We start from the raw sequence: 15,055 nt of genomic DNA on the forward strand, positions 1-15,055 counted from the left end.
AGGCGCGCGTCACCGGCGCGCGCCCCGCCCCGGCGGACCCGCGCCTGCGCGCCGCCCTCGGGGAGATCCGGGCGGGCGTCATCGCCTCGCACCGGGCCACGCTGGCGGCCCAGGTCGCCCTGCAACGGGCCATCCTGCGGCGCGCGTTGCCGGTCGCGGGCGCTTCGGAGCCCACGACCGCGCACGGCGGGCTCTCCCCGTTCGCCGCCGCCGTCGCCGACCCGGCGCACGCGCCGGAACCGGCCTTCAAACCGGCGGCGCGCACGAAGGTCACCAGCCTGGACGCCGCGGCGCTGCGGCGGCTCGGCGCGGGCGAACTCGCCGAGGTGTTCGGCGCTTCCTATGGCCGGGAGCCCGTCGCCGCCCGCCTGGCCGCGACAGCCCCGCTCGCCCTGGTCGAGGTCCTCGCGCTGGAACTGCGCGGCGGCACGGGCCGCGGCAGGCTGGTCGCGCACTTCGACGGCGACGTGCGCTCGGCGGCCATCCAGGCCGCCGAGGTCTTCGCCCTGTTCACCGGCATGCCGCTGTGCCTGACCCACGGCGAACTGGTCTCGGCCGTCGGCGCGGACGAGGCGACCGAATCCGCGCCGACTTCGGGCGAGATCGGTTCGGGCACACTCGAACTGGTCGTCTCGCACATAGACCTGGTGCCGCGTCCGCACGTGACCGGCAGCGTGCGGGTCGACGGGTCCGCGCGGCCGTTCGAGGTCACCGTGGCCGTCGTGGAGCGGGCGGGTACGCCGGTCGGCCCCGGCGCGGCGGCGAAAGGGCTGCTGCTCAACGAATTCCACATGGTGCACCTCTCGCGCGGCGACCAGTCTGTCGCGATGGGACCGGAATTCGCGAGCTACACCGGGGTGCGGGCCACCCGCCTGCCCACCGGCGGTCTGCTGCTGGTCGACCGCGTCCTCGATTTCGACGGCGCGCGCGGCGAATTGGACTCCGCGTCCTACACCAGCGAATACGATTCGCCCGCCGACTCGTGGTACTACGGCGACACCGCCAACGAATCCATGCCGCACTTCGTCTACATGGAGACCTCGTTGCAGGCGGCGCTGCTGATGGGCTACTACGCGGGCCCGACGCTGACCCAGCCCGACACCACGCTGAGCCTGCGCAACCTGGGCGGCACGGCGACGGTGCTGCGGCAGATCGACCTGCGCGACGCCACCATCTCCCAGTCCTCGCGCCTGCTGTCCACGACGATCCTGCCCGGTTCGTCGTTGCAGACCTTCGACTACACCCTCAGTGTCGACGGCGAGCCGTTCTACGTCGGCGAGACCATGTTCGGCTACTTCAGCGATCAGGCGCTGGCCAATCAGACCGGCCTGGACGCGGGCAAGAACGTCCCGAGCTGGCTGGCGAGCCGTCCGGGTACGACCACCCGCGAGATCGACGTGGCCGCGCGTCGCGCCGACCCGGACGCCGTGCTGGTCTCGCGCGCCAACCTGACCCTGATCGACCGGGTCTCGGTGGTCGACGGCGGCGGGGAACACGGTGCGGGATACCTGCATTCGCTGCGCACCATCGACCCGTCGGACTGGTACTTCGCCCGCCACTTCCACCTGGACCCGGTCATCCCGGGCTCGCTCGGGGTGGAATCGGTGATCCATGCGGTCCAGGAGTGGATGATCGACGCCGGATTCGCCGACGGCATGGCCGATCCGGTCTTCCGCATCCCCGCCGACATCGCCTTCAGTTGGCGCTACCGCGGCCAGTTCCTGCCCACCGATTCCACGGTGGAACTCGAAGCCCACATCAAGACGGTGCGGCGCGGACCCGACAGCGTGATCGTCACCGTGGACGGTTCGCTGTGGAAGCCGGGCCTGCGCATCTACGAACTGCTCGATCTCGGGATCGAACTGGCCGACCGGAAGGCTGAGCGATGACCGCCTCGCAGATCGCGGCGGTCGCCGAGACCGTCGCCGACATCGGTGCGCTGCTGGCCGACACCGACCGCCCGTGCTGGATCATCCGGCACGAGAACAAGGTCGCGGCCACCGCCGACGAATCGGTGGCCGCGCGGGCGGGCGTGCTGGCCGCCGTCGGCCCGTTGACCGCGGACCGACTGGGCGACAGCGGATTCCGCGCCGCCCACGGGGTGCGCGCCGCCTACGCGGCGGGCGCGATGGCCAACGGCATCGCCTCGCCCGCGCTGGTGGCGGCGATGTCGCGGGCCGGCTACCTCGGCTCCTACGGGGCCGCGGGTGTCTCGCCCTCGATCGTGGACTCGGCGCTGGCCGGGTTGGCTCGCGACCTGGGGTCGAAACCGTTCGCCTGCAACCTGATCCACAGTCCGTCAGAACCGGCGCTGGAACGCGCGATCGTGGATTCCTGCCTGCGGCACGGGGTGCGCTGTGTGGAGGCCTCGGCCTTCATGGCGCTCACCCCGGAGGTGGTGCGCTACCGCGCCGCCGGGCTGAGCCTGGACGCGCAGGGACGGGTGCACGTGGGGCACCGGGTGATCGCGAAGGTCTCCCGCGTCGAGGTGGCCGAGGTGTTCCTGCGCCCCGCGCCCGCCGCACTGCTGCGCGGGTTGGTGGCGGCGGGCGACCTCACCGCCGAGCAGGCCCGCCTGGCCGAATCCGTGCCGATGGCCGACGATCTCACCGCCGAGGCCGATTCGGGCGGCCACACCGACCGCCGTCCGCTCACGGTCCTTTTGCCCGAACTGATCGCCGCGCGCGACCGGGTGGCGCGCACCGTCCCGGCCGCCGCGGCGGTGCGGGTCGGCGCGGCGGGCGGGATCGGCACCCCCGCCGCCACCGCGGCCGCCTTCGCCCTGGGCGCGGCCTACGTCGTGACCGGGTCGGTCAACCAGGCCACCCGCGAGGCCGACCAGTCCGAGACCACCAAAATGCTTTTGGCGACCGCGGATTTCGCGGATTGCGCGATGGCGCCGTCCTCGGACATGTTCGAGCTCGGCGTGCAGGTGCAGGTGCTGCGCCGCGGCACCATGTTCGCCTCGCGCGCGCACCGCCTCTACGACACCTACCGCGAATACGCCGGCCTGCACGCGCTGCCCGCCGACCTGCGCGCCGATTTGGAGAAGACCGTGTTCCGGCGGCCGCTCGAGGACGTCTGGAACGACTGCGTGGCCTTCTTCACCGACCGCGACCCCGCGCAGTTGGTCGGCGCGGCCGAGGACCCCAAGCGCAAGATGGCGCTGATCTTCCGCTGGTACCTGGGCCTGTCCTCGGGCTGGAGTATCCGGGGTGAGGCCGAACGCGCCGCCGACTACCAGATCTGGTGCGGTCCCGCGATGGGCGCGTTCAACAGTTGGGCCGCGGGCACCTACCTGGCCGCGCCCAGCAACCGCAACGTCGCCGATATCGCCGATCAACTGATGACCGGCGCGGCCTACCTCACCCGGATCGCGCAGTTGCGCACCGCGGGCGTGCGGTTGCCCGCCGAGATCGCCCGTTTCGTGCCACGACCGAGCGAGGACCGATGACCCCGCCGGCATCCGACATCCCCGTGGGCGCGCTGATCGGCGCGCTCACCGAACCGGCGCCGGTCGGAATCTGAACCACCGCTACACGATCAGGACAGCGAAAGAGGCGGTCGAGACACTCTCGACCGCCTCTTTCGTATCCGGTGACTCAGCTGGGCGACTCGCCCGCGGTGATCCAGACGGCCAGCTTCGGCGCGAGGGTGCGCGAATCCTTCAACCACAGGAAGTGGTCGCGGTTCTCGATCCCCGAGTTCTCATCGATGTGCCAGCGCGAGACCTTCGCCTTCGGCATGCGCCCGACCAGGAAGTCCACATTCGACTTCGGGCCCAGCACGTCCTCGGACAGCGAGATCGGCAGCACCGGGACCGTCATCTCCGCCAGCAGCGCGTTGTAGCGGGTCTTGGTGCCGCGGGGGCGGTAGTAGCTGGTCAGCGAGTGCACCGACCAGTCGATCATGACGCCGCCCGGCATCGCCGCCGGGATCAGCACCCCGCCGGGCCAGTGGCCCTTGAGCCGGGCGACCATGCCGATGTACTGGATCTGGCTCAGGGCCTCGAACCAGCGGCGCGGACCGAAGGCGTACCAGAACACCGTGCCGGTGCCGATGGTGATGACGCCCGCGACCCGCTCCGGGTGCGCGGCCGCGAACAGCAGCGCGAGTTGGCCGCCGATGCTGTGGCCGAACAAGTGCAGCGGCGCCCGCGGAAAGCGTTCGGCGACCGCGCCGACCAGGGCGGGCATATCGATCTCGAGCATCTCGCGGTAGCCGAAATCGGTGTGCTCGCCCAGTGCGGGAACGGCTTCGCCGTGCGCGCGCAGATCGCAGGTCGCCACCGACAGGCCCTGCGCGTGCAGGGATTTGGCCAGCGCCAGATAGTTGCGCGCCTTCATCGCCATCGCGGGGATGATCAGCACCACGGGCGCCTCGGCCCGCTCGGCGGGCAGGAACCGGACGGTGAAGGTGACACCGTCGCAGGTCCGCACCGCGGTCGACTCCAGCGACCCGAACTCCGATTTGGCCTCGGGGGTCCTGGTGGTCATGCCCCCGCTCCCGGGACCGCCACGTCGCAGACGTAGTCGAAGGTGAACTTGGCGACCACGACATCCTTGTCGTCGAGCACCGAGACCTTGCCCGAGAGCTCGAAGCGCCCCGATTCGGTCGCGCCGAGCACCTCGGCCAGTTCGCGCTGGTCGACGGTGGCCACCGCGCGCACCCGGCCGAGGGCGGGCTTGCGGTAGGAGGCGGTGCCCGCGCGCAGCACCAGGCGCTCCACGGTGGTCAGCTTGGTGGCTGCGGCGCCGACGAAGGCGGCCGCGCCCGCGATGTCGGCGGCGGTGAACAGCGCGCCCGCGTGCACGGTGCCCATGTGGTTGCGCACCGAGTCCAGCGCGGGAATCTCCACGACCGCGCGCTCCGGGCTGATCTCGGACACCAGGGTGCCGACGCGCTCGGCGAAGGGCACCATGTCCTGGGAGACCTTGCGCAGGTATTCGTAATCGACGGCCGCGCAGTCGAGTTCGGGGTAGGCCGCCGCGAATCCGGCGATTTCACGAGTGGTCATCGTCTTCCTTTTCGGGTGGTAGCGGTGGTGAGGTCGGAATTCAGTCCTTTTCGCGCAGAGCGCTCAGTCCTTTTCGCGCAGAGCGCTCAGTCCTTTTCGCGCAGAGCGCGGCGGGCGATGGACCAGCGCAGGACCTCGGAGGGGCCCTCGTAGATCCGGAACGCGCGCGCCTCGACCAGGAAGCGCGCGACCAAGTGGTCCTCGCAGACGCCGAGGCCGCCGTGCAACTGCACCGACCGGTCCAGCACCCGCCACACGGCCTCGGCGACGAAGGTCTTGGCGATCGAGGTCTCGTGCTTGGCCTGCGAGGAGGTCGGGCCCTGCTCGTCGATGGTGGTCGCGGCCTGTCGGATCAGGCCGCGCGCGGCGGCGATGTCGATCTCGCTGTCGGCAACCATGCCCTGGGCGATGCCGTGCTCGGCGATGGGGCTGCCGAATCCGGTCCGCCGGTTGATGTGGGCGACGGCCAGGCGGTGACCGCGCACGGCCAGGCCGAGCCAGTTCATGCAGAAGGTCAGGCGCGAGGGGGCCAGGCGCACCGAGGCCAGCGTCAGACCCTGGCCGACCGCGCCGAGCACGGCGGTGTCGGGAACCTCGCAGTCGGTGAACAGCACCTCGCAGTGCCCGCCCGGCGCGCTGGTGTGGTCCAGCGTCGGCATCCGCCGCCCGACCTTCATGCCCGGGTTGTCGGCGTCGACGAGGAACATCGTCGGGCCTTCGGGGGTGCGGGCCACGCAGATGGTGAACGCCGCGCCCTGCGCGCCGGTGGTGAAGTGCTTCGCGCCGTTGATGACCCACCCGCCCGCGGTGGCCTCGGCCCGCGTGCTGAGCATGGTCGGGTCCGCGCCCGCGCCGGGGGCGGGTTCGGTCATGGCGATGGCCGAACGCACCTCGCCGGAGGCCAGCGGGGCCAGGTAGCGCTGACGCTGTTCCGGGTTCGCGACATGGTCGAGCAGATGGATATTGCCGTCGTCGGGGGCCCAGGCGTTGACCGCCAGCGGTCCGATCAGGCTCGCGCCCGCCGCCTCGAGCACCTCGGCCTGGCCCCTGGTGTCGAGTCCGAGACCGCCGAAGGCGGGGTCGGACAGGGGGCCGAACACACCCGCGTCCTTGGCCTTCTGCTGGAGTTCCAGACGCAGGGCGTCATCCATTGCCCTGCCGTCGGCGATGATCTCGCGCTCGACGGGAAACACGTGGTCACGGACGAATTCGGTGGTCTTTTCGACAAGCTTGGCCACTGAGGTCATGGGGTCAGTGTGGGTGGGCGGGCGGGGGCGTCGGAGGGCGATAGTCAACGTCGATTGCGCGAATCGACTGCGTGAACCGAGTGGCCCGGCCTCGCGGCGCTCGGCGACAGTGGGGCCATGACCGACTTGCCGGTACGGATCATCAACCGCAGCGACGAGGCCACCGGAGTCTTCGCACTCGAACTCGCCGCACTCGACGGCGCGGATCTTCCGCCCTGGTCGCCGGGAGCCCATATCGACGTCGCGGTCGGCGCGGCGGGCGTGCGCCAGTACTCCCTGTGCGGCGACCCCGCCGACCGTTCGCACTGGCGCATCGCGATCCTGCACGAACCCGAGGGCCGCGGCGGCTCGGACCTGCTGTACCGCACCGCGCACGCGGGTACCGAACTCTCGGTGTCCGCCCCGCGCAACAACTTCGAGCTCGAAGCGCGCGAGCACTACGTCTTCGTGGCGGGCGGGATCGGGATCACCCCTATCCTGCCGATGATGGCCGCCGCGGCCGCCGCGGGCGCGCGCTGGCAGCTCTACTACGGCGGCCGCACCCGCGAGCACATGGCCTTCGCCGAGGAGATCGCGGCCCGCCACCCCGAGGTCCGTCTGCTCCCGCAGGACGCCCACGGTCTGCTCCCGTTGGCGGAGATTTTCACCGAGCACGCGGGCGCGACCGTGTATTGCTGCGGCCCGGAACCGCTGCTGGCCGCGGTGGAGGACGAAGGGGCCCGGCGCGGCGTGCCCGTGCGCACGGAACGCTTCGTCCCGCGCGTGGTCGAGACCGCGGGCGACCGGGAGTTCGAGGTCCTGCTCGCCCTGGACGGCCGCACCCTGCGGATCGGCGCGACCCAATCCATCGTGGACGTGCTCGAGTCGGCGGGCGTGGCGGTGATCACCTCCTGCCGGGAGGGCACCTGCGGCAGTTGCGAGACCCCGGTGCGCGAGGGCGGCATCGACCACCGCGACTCGATCCTGAGCGCCGAGGAGCGCGACCGCGGCGACACCATGATGCTGTGCGTGTCGCGCGCGGCGGGCGATCGCCTCGTCCTGGATCTCTGAGCACCGTCAGCACCGAGCGAGGAGCGTCATGGCCGACACCGACACCGAGATCCCGGTCCGCGCGCTGGAGGAGGACTTCTTCGCCGATCCGCACGCCCACTACCGTCGATGGCGAGCCGACGGTCCGGTGCACCGGGTCCTGTTCCCGGACGGCGTGCACCGCTGGGTCGTCATCGGGTATGCCGAAGCCCGTGCGGCGCTGGCGGATTCGCGGCTGCGCAAGAATGTCTTCGAGATCGACGCGCTGCTCGCCGAGCGTCGGGACGCCGCGCCCGCCAATCCGCAATGGCTGGCGCTGACCAACCACATGCTCAACATCGACCCGCCCGAGCACGCGCGGCTGCGCACACTGGTCAACAAGGCGTTCACCGCGCGCAAGGTGCTCGACCTGCGCCCGCGCGTCGAGCGGATCGCCGCCGACCTGCTCGACGCGCTCGCGGGCGGCCCGGCGCGCGAGGTCGACCTGCTGGCCGAGTTCGCGATGCCGCTGCCGGTCACGGTGATCTGCGAACTGCTCGGCGTGCCCCTCGACGACCGCGCCGATTTCCAGCGCTGGACCCACGGCCTGGTCGTGGTGGTCGGCCGCGAGGCCGAACGCGGCGCGGCCGCCTCGGCGATGATCGGCTACCTGCGCGGACTGGTCGCGGCCAAGCGGGCGGCGCCGGGGGAGGACCTGCTCTCGGCGCTGGTCACCGCGCGCGAGGACGGCGACCGCCTCACCGACGAGGAGTTGGTGTCGATGGCGTTCCTGCTGTTGGTCGCGGGCTACGAGACGACGGTCAACCTGATCGCCAACGGTATGTACGCGCTGCTGCGCGATCCGGCGCAACTGGCCGCGCTGCGCGCCGATCCGTCGGCCGTGCCCGCCGCGGTCGAGGAATTCCTGCGATTCGACGGTCCGGTGGACATGGCCACCGCGCGCTACACCGCCGAGCCGGTGCGAATAGGGGAGTACGAAATTCCCGTCGGCGAAATGATTTACGTGGCCGTAACGGCCGCCAATCGCGACCCCGCGCGTTTCTCTGCCCCCGATTCCCTGGGCATCGAGAGTGATTCGAGCGGACATCTGTCCTTCGGGCACGGCATCCACTACTGCGTGGGCGCGCCTCTGGCGCGGTTGGAGGCATCGATCGCGGTAGGTTCACTGCTGCAACGCTTTCCGGATATCGCATTGCCGTCGGGCGCACCCGAACCCAGGTGGCAGCCGAGCACGCTGATCCGCGGAATGTTCGCTCTGCCGGTGCTGTTGGGACGCTGACGCCATTTCTGGACGCGTTGTCCGATCGAGAATCCCGATCTGCCGATAGGAGTACCCGCTTCGGTAGCGCGCACACGGCTGTACGGTGTTATGATCGAAATTCATAGCTGCCCAATCGTATTCGGTGTGGGGTGTAGATCTGTCATGACCGAAGAAAATGTTCTGGACGAGGCCCGTGCCCCGCGCAGAAAAACCATCAGCAGTCCGTATATCCACAAGCTCCAGCGCAGGCACTTCCTGCTCTTCGATGTCGCGCCGATCATCGGCACCGTCGTCGCGCTCGGCTTCCTGTTCGTCCGCCCGTTCGGATGGCTGGAATTCTCCTTGCTGTTCGCGTTCTGGTTGGTGACCGGCCTGGGGGTGACCGTCGGTTATCACCGGCTCTTCACCCATCGCACGTTCAAGGCCAAGCCGTGGGTCACCTACGCGCTGGCCATCGCCGGGTCGATGGCGGGCCAAGGGCCGGTGATCTCCTGGGTGGCGCTGCATCGCCGCCATCACGAATACAGCGACCGCGAAGGCGACCCGCATTCGCCGAACCTGTCCGGCGGCGGTCTCAAGGGCGCGCTGACCGGCCTGGTCCATTCGCATTTCCTCTGGATGCGCCGCCACGAATACCCCAATGTCGTGCACTACGCCCCGGACCTGATCAAGGATCGCGGCCTGGTCAAGGTCGCGCGCCTGTACTACTGGTGGGTGGGTCTGGGCCTGCTGATCCCGACCGTCGTCGGCGGCCTGGTCACCTTGAGTTGGCAAGGCGCGGTGAGCGGCCTGCTCTGGGGCGGATTCGTCCGCATCTTCGTGCTCGAGCACATCGTGTGGGCGATCAATTCCTTCCTGCACATGTTCGGCACCAAGCCCTACGAATCGCGCGAGAACAGCCGCAACGGCGGAATATTCGCGCTGGCGACCCTGGGCGAATCGTGGCACAACAATCACCACGCCTTCCCCGAATCGCCGTCCTTCGGATTGGACTGGTACCGGCTCGATCCCGGTTTCTGGCTCATCCGGATCCTGTCCGTCACGGGATTGGCCTGGGATCTGAAAATGCCCTCCGAGGCGCGCATGGCCGCCAAGCGGATCGCCTGATCCGAGTCGTTCCGCACCCTCTCATCCGACGCAGCCCGAAGGAAGAAATCGTGGACACCAGTAAAGAAGCGATCGTCCGTTGGTGCCAGGAATATCTCGCCAACCTGCTCGAGGTGCCCGCCGAGAGCATCGATCCCACCGCGGATTTCGACAAGCTCGGCGTCGATTCGGCCCTGGCCGTCGCACTGCTGATCGAGGTCGAGGAGCGCTACGGCGTCGACCTGGCGCCCGAGGACCTGTTCGAGAACCCCAATCTCGACGCGGTCGCCGCCTACCTGCATCAGCAGAGTCCGAAGACCGTGGCGTGATCATGTCGGCCTCGATCGGCACGGCCCGCACCGAGGCCGCCGCGGCGGCCATCCGGCACCACTACGACGCGGGCAACGAGTTCTACCGGCTGTGGTTGGACTCCTCGCTGTCCTACTCCTGCGCCTGGCGCGAGAAGCCCGACGACACACTGGAACTGGCGCAGGAGAACAAGCTGCGCCACCACCTCGACGCGGTGGATTCCGCGGGCGCGGAATCGGTGCTCGACATCGGGTGCGGGTGGGGCGCGATCCTGCAACGGCTGTCCGGGCGCGGCGTCGCGCGTTCGGTCGGTCTCACCCTGAGCCCGAAACAGGCCGAGTACGTGAACTCCCTCGGCCTGCCCGGGGTCTCGGTGCGGTTGGAGAATTGGCTGGACTACCGACCGGAGCGGCCCTTCGACGGCATCATCTCCATCGGCGCGTTCGAGCATTTCGCCACCCCCGAGGATTCCCCCGAACAGAAGATCGCCGTCTACCGGGAGTTCTTCGAGCGGTGCCGGGACTGGCTGCGCCCCGGCGGCGCGCTGTCGTTGCAGACCATCGCCTACGCGAACATGGCGCGCGAGCAGGCGAGTTCGTTCATGCAGCAGGAGATCTTCCCCGACGCGGATCTGCCGACGCTCGCCGAGATCACCGCGGCGGCGGAGGGGATCTTCGAGGTGCGCTCGCTGAGCAACGGCAGACTGGACTACGCCTGGACCTGCGGCGAATGGGCGCGCAGGCTGCGCGAGAACCGCGAGGCCGCCACGGAATTGGTCGGAGCCGAGCAGGTCGCGCGCTACCAGCGCTACCTGAAGCTGTCGGCGCTGGGCTTCCGGATGGGCAAGATCGGCCTGCTGCGTCTGGTCATGACGCCCTACGGCAGCGGGTTCTTCAGCACCGAGGCCGGCCGATGACCACGCAGACGCCCGACCCGGTGGCCGCGCCCCGCCGGGTCCGGTTCAATCCGTTCAGCCCGGATTTCCGCCGCGACCCGTATCCCATGTACGAACAGTTGCGCGAACACGCGCCGGTGCTGAAATCCCTGGGCACCTGGGTGCTCACCCGGCACGCCGACGTGCGCGCGGTCCTGCACGACCGCTCCTTCAGCGCCGGGTTGATCCCGAGTCTGGTCTCCGAACAGGCGCGCAAACTCGGCCAGAGCGATATCGGGCGCGTCGAACGGCTCGGTCGTAAATCGTTGGTGTTCACCGACAATCCCGATCACGCGCGGTTGCGCGGACTGGTCAACCGGGTGTTCACCGCCCGCCGCGTCGCCGAATTGCGCCCGCTGGTGCGACGGGTGAGCGAGGCGCTGTTGGCGCCCGCGCTGGCGACGGGGGAGTTCGACGTCATCGCCGATCTGGCCGCGCCGCTGCCGATCACGGTGCTGTGCGAGTGGATGGACCTGCCGCCGTCGCTGCGCGAACGGGTCGGCCCGTGGACCCACGACATCCGGTTCCTGCTGGAACCGGGTCTGATGAAGGCCGCCGACTTCGCGCGGGTGGTCGAGGTGGTCGAATCCTTCGCCGAGGCGCTGTCGGAGGTCCTCGAACAGCGTAAGGCCACGCCCGGCGACGACCTGATCAGCGAACTGCTGACCGCGCGCACCGGCGGCGGGGACAGCCTGGCCGACGAGGAACTGGTCTTCGTCTGCATCATGTGCTTCGTCGCGGGCAACGAGACCACCAAATCGCTCATCGGCAACGGCGCGCTGGCGCTGCTGCGCCATCCCGATCAGGTCGAGACATTGCGCGAGCGGCCGGAATCGGCCCGTGCCGCGGTGATCGAAGCGCTGCGCTACGACAGCCCGTTGCAGTTGACCAAACGCCTGGCGACCCGTGACGTGGAGATCGGCGGGACGACCATCCCCGAAGGCGATCAGGTCATGGTGTGCATGGGCGCGGCCAATCGCGATCCGGCGGTGTTCGAGCGTCCCGACACGTTCGACATCACCCGTCCCGGTGGCGATCATCTCGCCTTCGGGCACGGCATGCACGGGTGCCTGGGCGGGACGCTGGCCGAACTCCAGGCCGAGATCGCGCTCGGCCGACTGTTCGGCGGCCCGGAGCGGCTCACCCTCGCCTCGGACGAATTGACGTGGCAGAACCACAGTTTCATCGTGCGCGGCCTGACCGCGCTGCCGGTGTCGATCGGCGTGCGGTCGTGACGGAGACGACCCGCGCGCGGCAGAGCCTGCTGCGTCACGAAGGCATCGACGCGCCGCTGCGCCTGGTGTGCCTGCCGCACGCCGGGGCGGGCGCGTCCTCGTTCACCCGGTGGCGCGATCTGTTCGGTCCCGGCATCGCGGTGGTGCGGGTGCAACTGCCCGGCCGCGAGGATGTCGCGGGCAGCGCGCCGCTGCGTCGGGTCGGCGAGGCCGTCGAGCAGTTGACCGACGAACTCGCGCCCTGGGCGGGCCCGGAACTGGCCCTCTACGGGCACAGCATGGGCGCGCTGGTGGCCTTCGAGGTGGCGCGGGCGCTCACCGCGGCGGGCACGCCGCCGCGGCACCTGTTCGTCTCCGGCAGGCGGGCCCCGCATCGCGCGCCCGGCCGCGCCCCGATCCACCACCTGCCCGACGCCGAGTTCGCGGCGGCGCTGGCGGCGATCGGCGCGTTCGGCGTCGCCGCGCGCAGCGCGTCGTTCCTGCGCTACGCGCTGCCGCTGGTGCGCGCCGACCTCGAACTGTCCGAGGAGTACACCCACACCCGCCTGCCCCGGTTGAGCTGCCCGCTGACCGCCTTCTACGGCACCGAGGACCCGGTGGTCGCCCCCGCCGAGATCGTGGCGTGGCACGAGTTGAGCGACGGACCGTTCGCGATCCACGAGTACTCCGGCGACCACCTGTTCCACCACGCGCACCGCGAAGCCATCGCGGCGCGGATCACCGCGGCTCTGGAATGAGGACCGACGTGCAGTTGCTTCCCGATGTCCTGCGGCGGCGCGCCGCCGACGAACCCGACCGCACCGCCTACCTGTTCCTCGACGACGCGGGCGCCGAGACCGACGGCCTGACCTACCGCGAACTGCACGCGCGCGCGCTCGCGGTGGCCGGTGCGCTGCGGCAACGGTGCGCGCCCGGCGACCGCGCGCTGCTGGTGTTCCCGCAGTGCCTGGACTTCATCGTCGCCTACTTCGGCTGCCTCTACGCGGGCGTGATCGCGGTGCCGGTCAATCCGCCCCGCCACACCGGCGTGCAGGAGTCCACCCGCGCCGTCCTGGCCGACTGCGCGCCCACCGCGGTGCTGAGCCTGGCGGCGCTGCTGGAACCGCTGCGACTGGGTCTGGGCCCGCTCTGCACCGCGCGGGAGTGGATCGCCGCCGACGCGCCCGGCGAGTCGGCGGGATTCGTCGCGGAACCGCTCGACCCGGATTCGATCGCCTTCCTCCAGTACACCTCGGGGTCGACCTCGACGCCCAAAGGCGTCATGGTCACCCATCGCAACCTGGTCGCCAACGAGGAGATGATCCGCGACGCGTTCGGCCACGACCGCGACTCCACCGTGGTCGGCTGGGCCCCGTTCTTCCACGACCAGGGCCTGATCGGCAATGTGCTGCAACCGCTGTACGTGGGCATGACCGCCGTGCTCATGTCGCCGGTGAGCTTCATCCGCCGCCCGCTGCTGTGGCTGACCGCGATCACCCGCTACCGCGCCCACACCAGCGGCGGACCCAATTTCGCCTTCGACGCCTGCGTCGCGCGCGCCACCGCCGCCGCCACACCGCCCGAACTGGATCTGAGCAGTTGGAAGGTCGCCTTCAACGGCGCCGAGCCGATCCGGGGCGAGACCTTGGACCGCTTCGCGAAGACCTTCGCCCCCTTCGGCTTCGACGAGGCGGCGCTGTATCCCTGCTACGGCCTGGCGGAGTCGACGCTGCTGAGTTCGGCGAGCGCGAAAGGCCGCGGCGCGATCCGACTCGCCGCCGACGTGGTCGCGCTGGGCGAACGTCGCTACGCCCCGCCCGAGGGCGAGAGCCGGGTCTTGGTCGGCTCGGGGGCGATCCTGCCGGGGGAGCGGGTGCATCTGGTCGATCCCGCGACCGGCGCGGACTGCGCGCCCGATCAGGCCGGGGAGATCTGGGTCAGCGGTGACCACGTCGCCGCCGGGTACTGGCGCAATCCCGAAGCCACCGAAGCCACCTTCCGCGCCCGCCGCGCCGCCGATCCCGAGCGCACCTACCTGCGCACCGGCGACCTCGGCCTGCTCGTGGACGGTGAACTGTACGTGGTCGGCAGGCTCAAGGACATGGTCATCATCCGCGGGCGCAACTACTATCCCCACGACATCGAACACACCGTCCAACGCGCGCATCCCGCGTTGCGGGCGGGCGGCACCGCGGCGTTCGCGGCGCCGGGGCGCGACGGTGACAAACTCGTCGTCGTGCAGGAGATCCGGCGCGAATACGCCGGTGACGACAGCGATATCGCGGGCGAGATCCGCGCCGCGGTACTGCGTGAACACGATCTCGCCCTGGGCGAGCTGGTGCTGACCGTCGCGGGCAGCCTCCAGAAGACCAGCAGCGGCAAGATCATGCGCGCCGCGGCGCGACAGCGGCACCTGGCGGCCGGATTCGAGATCTGGACGCCGAACCGAACCGACACATCCGTGGAACGAGCACCGAGGAGCTGACAGCGTGGCGACGTGGCAAGCGGCACATCCGGATTACGAGGCAGTGGTGACGGGGGTGGTGCTCAGCATGCCCGCCGCGAAACATCTCGGTTTCGAGTTCGGCCGGGTCGCGCCGGGCGAGGCCGAGATCATCCAGCCGCGCCGGCCCGAACTCACCCAGCACGACGGATTCTTCCAGGGCGGGGTGCTCGGATCGCTGGCCGACTTCGCCGCGGGTTCGGCCGCGGGCACGCTGTTGCAGCCCGGCTGGGGCAACATGACCATCGACTACACCGTCAAGATCCTGGCCCCCGCCAAGGGGGAGAAGGTCGTGGCGCGCGGGCGGGTGATCAAGCCGGGCGCGCTGATCACCATCGCCGCGGCCGAGGTGTACTCGGTGCAGGACGACGACGAGACCTTGTGCGCCACAGCGCTGGTGACGATGCGCAACGTGAAGATGTTCAACTCCTGAGACCATTCGACCGACGACCGTT

At 70.1% G+C, this 15,055-nt stretch carries 14 protein-coding genes; 11 read left to right on the forward strand and 3 right to left on the reverse strand.

Translation table 11 applies throughout. The annotated features are described in order from the left end of the window. Both ON30_RS11250 and ON30_RS11255 read left to right on the forward strand, forming a co-directional pair. Positions 1-1,889 (forward strand): hotdog family protein (locus tag ON30_RS11250; protein WP_040706425.1); only part of this gene is annotated, 1,889 nt, incomplete at its 5' end. Beyond that, positions 1,886-3,454, forward strand: coding sequence for a PfaD family polyunsaturated fatty acid/polyketide biosynthesis protein (locus tag ON30_RS11255; RefSeq protein WP_040706427.1), 1,569 nt, complete (start codon positions 1,886-1,888; stop codon positions 3,452-3,454). The genes ON30_RS11250 and ON30_RS11255, both read left to right, overlap by 4 nt. Positions 3,455-3,602: 148 nt before the next feature. Here ON30_RS11255 and ON30_RS11260 read toward each other — a convergent pair whose 3' ends face one another. The 3 genes from ON30_RS11260 to ON30_RS11270 all read right to left on the reverse strand — a co-directional run bounded on the left by ON30_RS11260 (position 3,603) and on the right by ON30_RS11270 (position 6,264). Further along, positions 3,603-4,496, reverse strand: a complete 894-nt coding sequence (locus tag ON30_RS11260; RefSeq protein ID WP_040706429.1) for an alpha/beta hydrolase family protein — start codon at positions 4,494-4,496, stop codon at positions 3,603-3,605. Next, the gene (locus ON30_RS11265) at positions 4,493-5,017 is read right to left on the reverse strand and encodes a YiiD C-terminal domain-containing protein (RefSeq protein ID WP_040706431.1); all 525 of its coding nucleotides are present in this window, start codon (positions 5,015-5,017) and stop codon (positions 4,493-4,495) included. Before ON30_RS11265 ends, ON30_RS11260 begins: the two co-directional genes overlap by 4 nt. Before the next feature lie 86 nt (positions 5,018-5,103). Further along, positions 5,104-6,264, reverse strand: coding sequence for an acyl-CoA dehydrogenase family protein (locus tag ON30_RS11270; protein WP_040706433.1), 1,161 nt, complete (start codon positions 6,262-6,264; stop codon positions 5,104-5,106). A gap of 117 nt (positions 6,265-6,381) precedes the next feature. Here ON30_RS11270 and ON30_RS11275 point away from each other — a divergent pair, with 117 nt between their 5' ends. From ON30_RS11275 to ON30_RS11315, 9 genes are all read left to right on the forward strand, one after another. Then, complete coding sequence (locus ON30_RS11275; RefSeq protein WP_040706435.1) at positions 6,382-7,314, forward strand: PDR/VanB family oxidoreductase; 933 nt, start codon at positions 6,382-6,384, stop codon at positions 7,312-7,314. 28 nt (positions 7,315-7,342) lie between these two features. Then, positions 7,343-8,572 (forward strand): cytochrome P450 family protein, encoded by a 1,230-nt coding sequence (locus ON30_RS11280; protein WP_051029189.1) that lies wholly within the window; start codon positions 7,343-7,345, stop codon positions 8,570-8,572. A 144-nt stretch (positions 8,573-8,716) separates the two neighbouring features. Then, complete coding sequence (locus ON30_RS11285) at positions 8,717-9,661, forward strand: acyl-CoA desaturase (RefSeq protein ID WP_040706436.1); 945 nt, start codon at positions 8,717-8,719, stop codon at positions 9,659-9,661. A 50-nt stretch (positions 9,662-9,711) separates the two neighbouring features. Further along, on the forward strand, positions 9,712-9,969 hold the full coding sequence (locus tag ON30_RS11290; RefSeq protein WP_083911318.1) for an acyl carrier protein: 258 nt from the start codon (positions 9,712-9,714) through the stop codon (positions 9,967-9,969). A gap of 2 nt (positions 9,970-9,971) precedes the next feature. Further along, on the forward strand, positions 9,972-10,865 hold the full coding sequence (locus ON30_RS11295; protein WP_040706437.1) for an SAM-dependent methyltransferase: 894 nt from the start codon (positions 9,972-9,974) through the stop codon (positions 10,863-10,865). Continuing rightward, complete coding sequence (locus tag ON30_RS11300; protein ID WP_040706438.1) at positions 10,862-12,118, forward strand: cytochrome P450; 1,257 nt, start codon at positions 10,862-10,864, stop codon at positions 12,116-12,118. The genes ON30_RS11295 and ON30_RS11300 overlap by 4 nt, the downstream gene beginning before the upstream one ends. Then, on the forward strand, positions 12,115-12,855 hold the full coding sequence (locus ON30_RS11305) for a thioesterase II family protein (RefSeq protein WP_218006250.1): 741 nt from the start codon (positions 12,115-12,117) through the stop codon (positions 12,853-12,855). Before ON30_RS11300 ends, ON30_RS11305 begins: the two co-directional genes overlap by 4 nt. A gap of 8 nt (positions 12,856-12,863) precedes the next feature. Continuing rightward, positions 12,864-14,582 (forward strand): fatty acyl-AMP ligase, encoded by a 1,719-nt coding sequence (locus tag ON30_RS11310; protein WP_245554003.1) that lies wholly within the window; start codon positions 12,864-12,866, stop codon positions 14,580-14,582. A gap of 4 nt (positions 14,583-14,586) precedes the next feature. Continuing rightward, complete coding sequence (locus ON30_RS11315; RefSeq protein ID WP_040706439.1) at positions 14,587-15,033, forward strand: PaaI family thioesterase; 447 nt, start codon at positions 14,587-14,589, stop codon at positions 15,031-15,033. Positions 15,034-15,055: the final 22 nt, after the last annotated feature.

Origin of the sequence: Nocardia takedensis NBRC 100417 (assembly GCF_000308695.1) — a bacterium.
Classification (GTDB): Bacteria; Actinomycetota; Actinomycetes; order Mycobacteriales; family Mycobacteriaceae; genus Nocardia; species Nocardia takedensis.

Bases quoted from the DNA above. Each gene is read 5' to 3' on its own strand.
- ON30_RS11300 (WP_040706438.1), top strand. From the start codon at position 10,862: ATGACCACGCAGACGCCCGACCCGGTGGCCGCGCCCCGCCGGGTCCGG.
- ON30_RS11275 (WP_040706435.1), top strand. From the start codon at position 6,382: ATGACCGACTTGCCGGTACGGATCATCAACCGCAGCGACGAGGCCACC.
- ON30_RS11295 (WP_040706437.1), top strand. From the start codon at position 9,972: ATGTCGGCCTCGATCGGCACGGCCCGCACCGAGGCCGCCGCGGCGGCC.
- ON30_RS11280 (WP_051029189.1), top strand. From the start codon at position 7,343: ATGGCCGACACCGACACCGAGATCCCGGTCCGCGCGCTGGAGGAGGAC.
- ON30_RS11270 (WP_040706433.1), bottom strand. From the start codon at position 6,264: ATGACCTCAGTGGCCAAGCTTGTCGAAAAGACCACCGAATTCGTCCGT.
- ON30_RS11260 (WP_040706429.1), bottom strand. From the start codon at position 4,496: ATGACCACCAGGACCCCCGAGGCCAAATCGGAGTTCGGGTCGCTGGAG.
- ON30_RS11285 (WP_040706436.1), top strand. From the start codon at position 8,717: ATGACCGAAGAAAATGTTCTGGACGAGGCCCGTGCCCCGCGCAGAAAA.
- ON30_RS11265 (WP_040706431.1), bottom strand. From the start codon at position 5,017: ATGACCACTCGTGAAATCGCCGGATTCGCGGCGGCCTACCCCGAACTC.
- ON30_RS11255 (WP_040706427.1), top strand. From the start codon at position 1,886: ATGACCGCCTCGCAGATCGCGGCGGTCGCCGAGACCGTCGCCGACATC.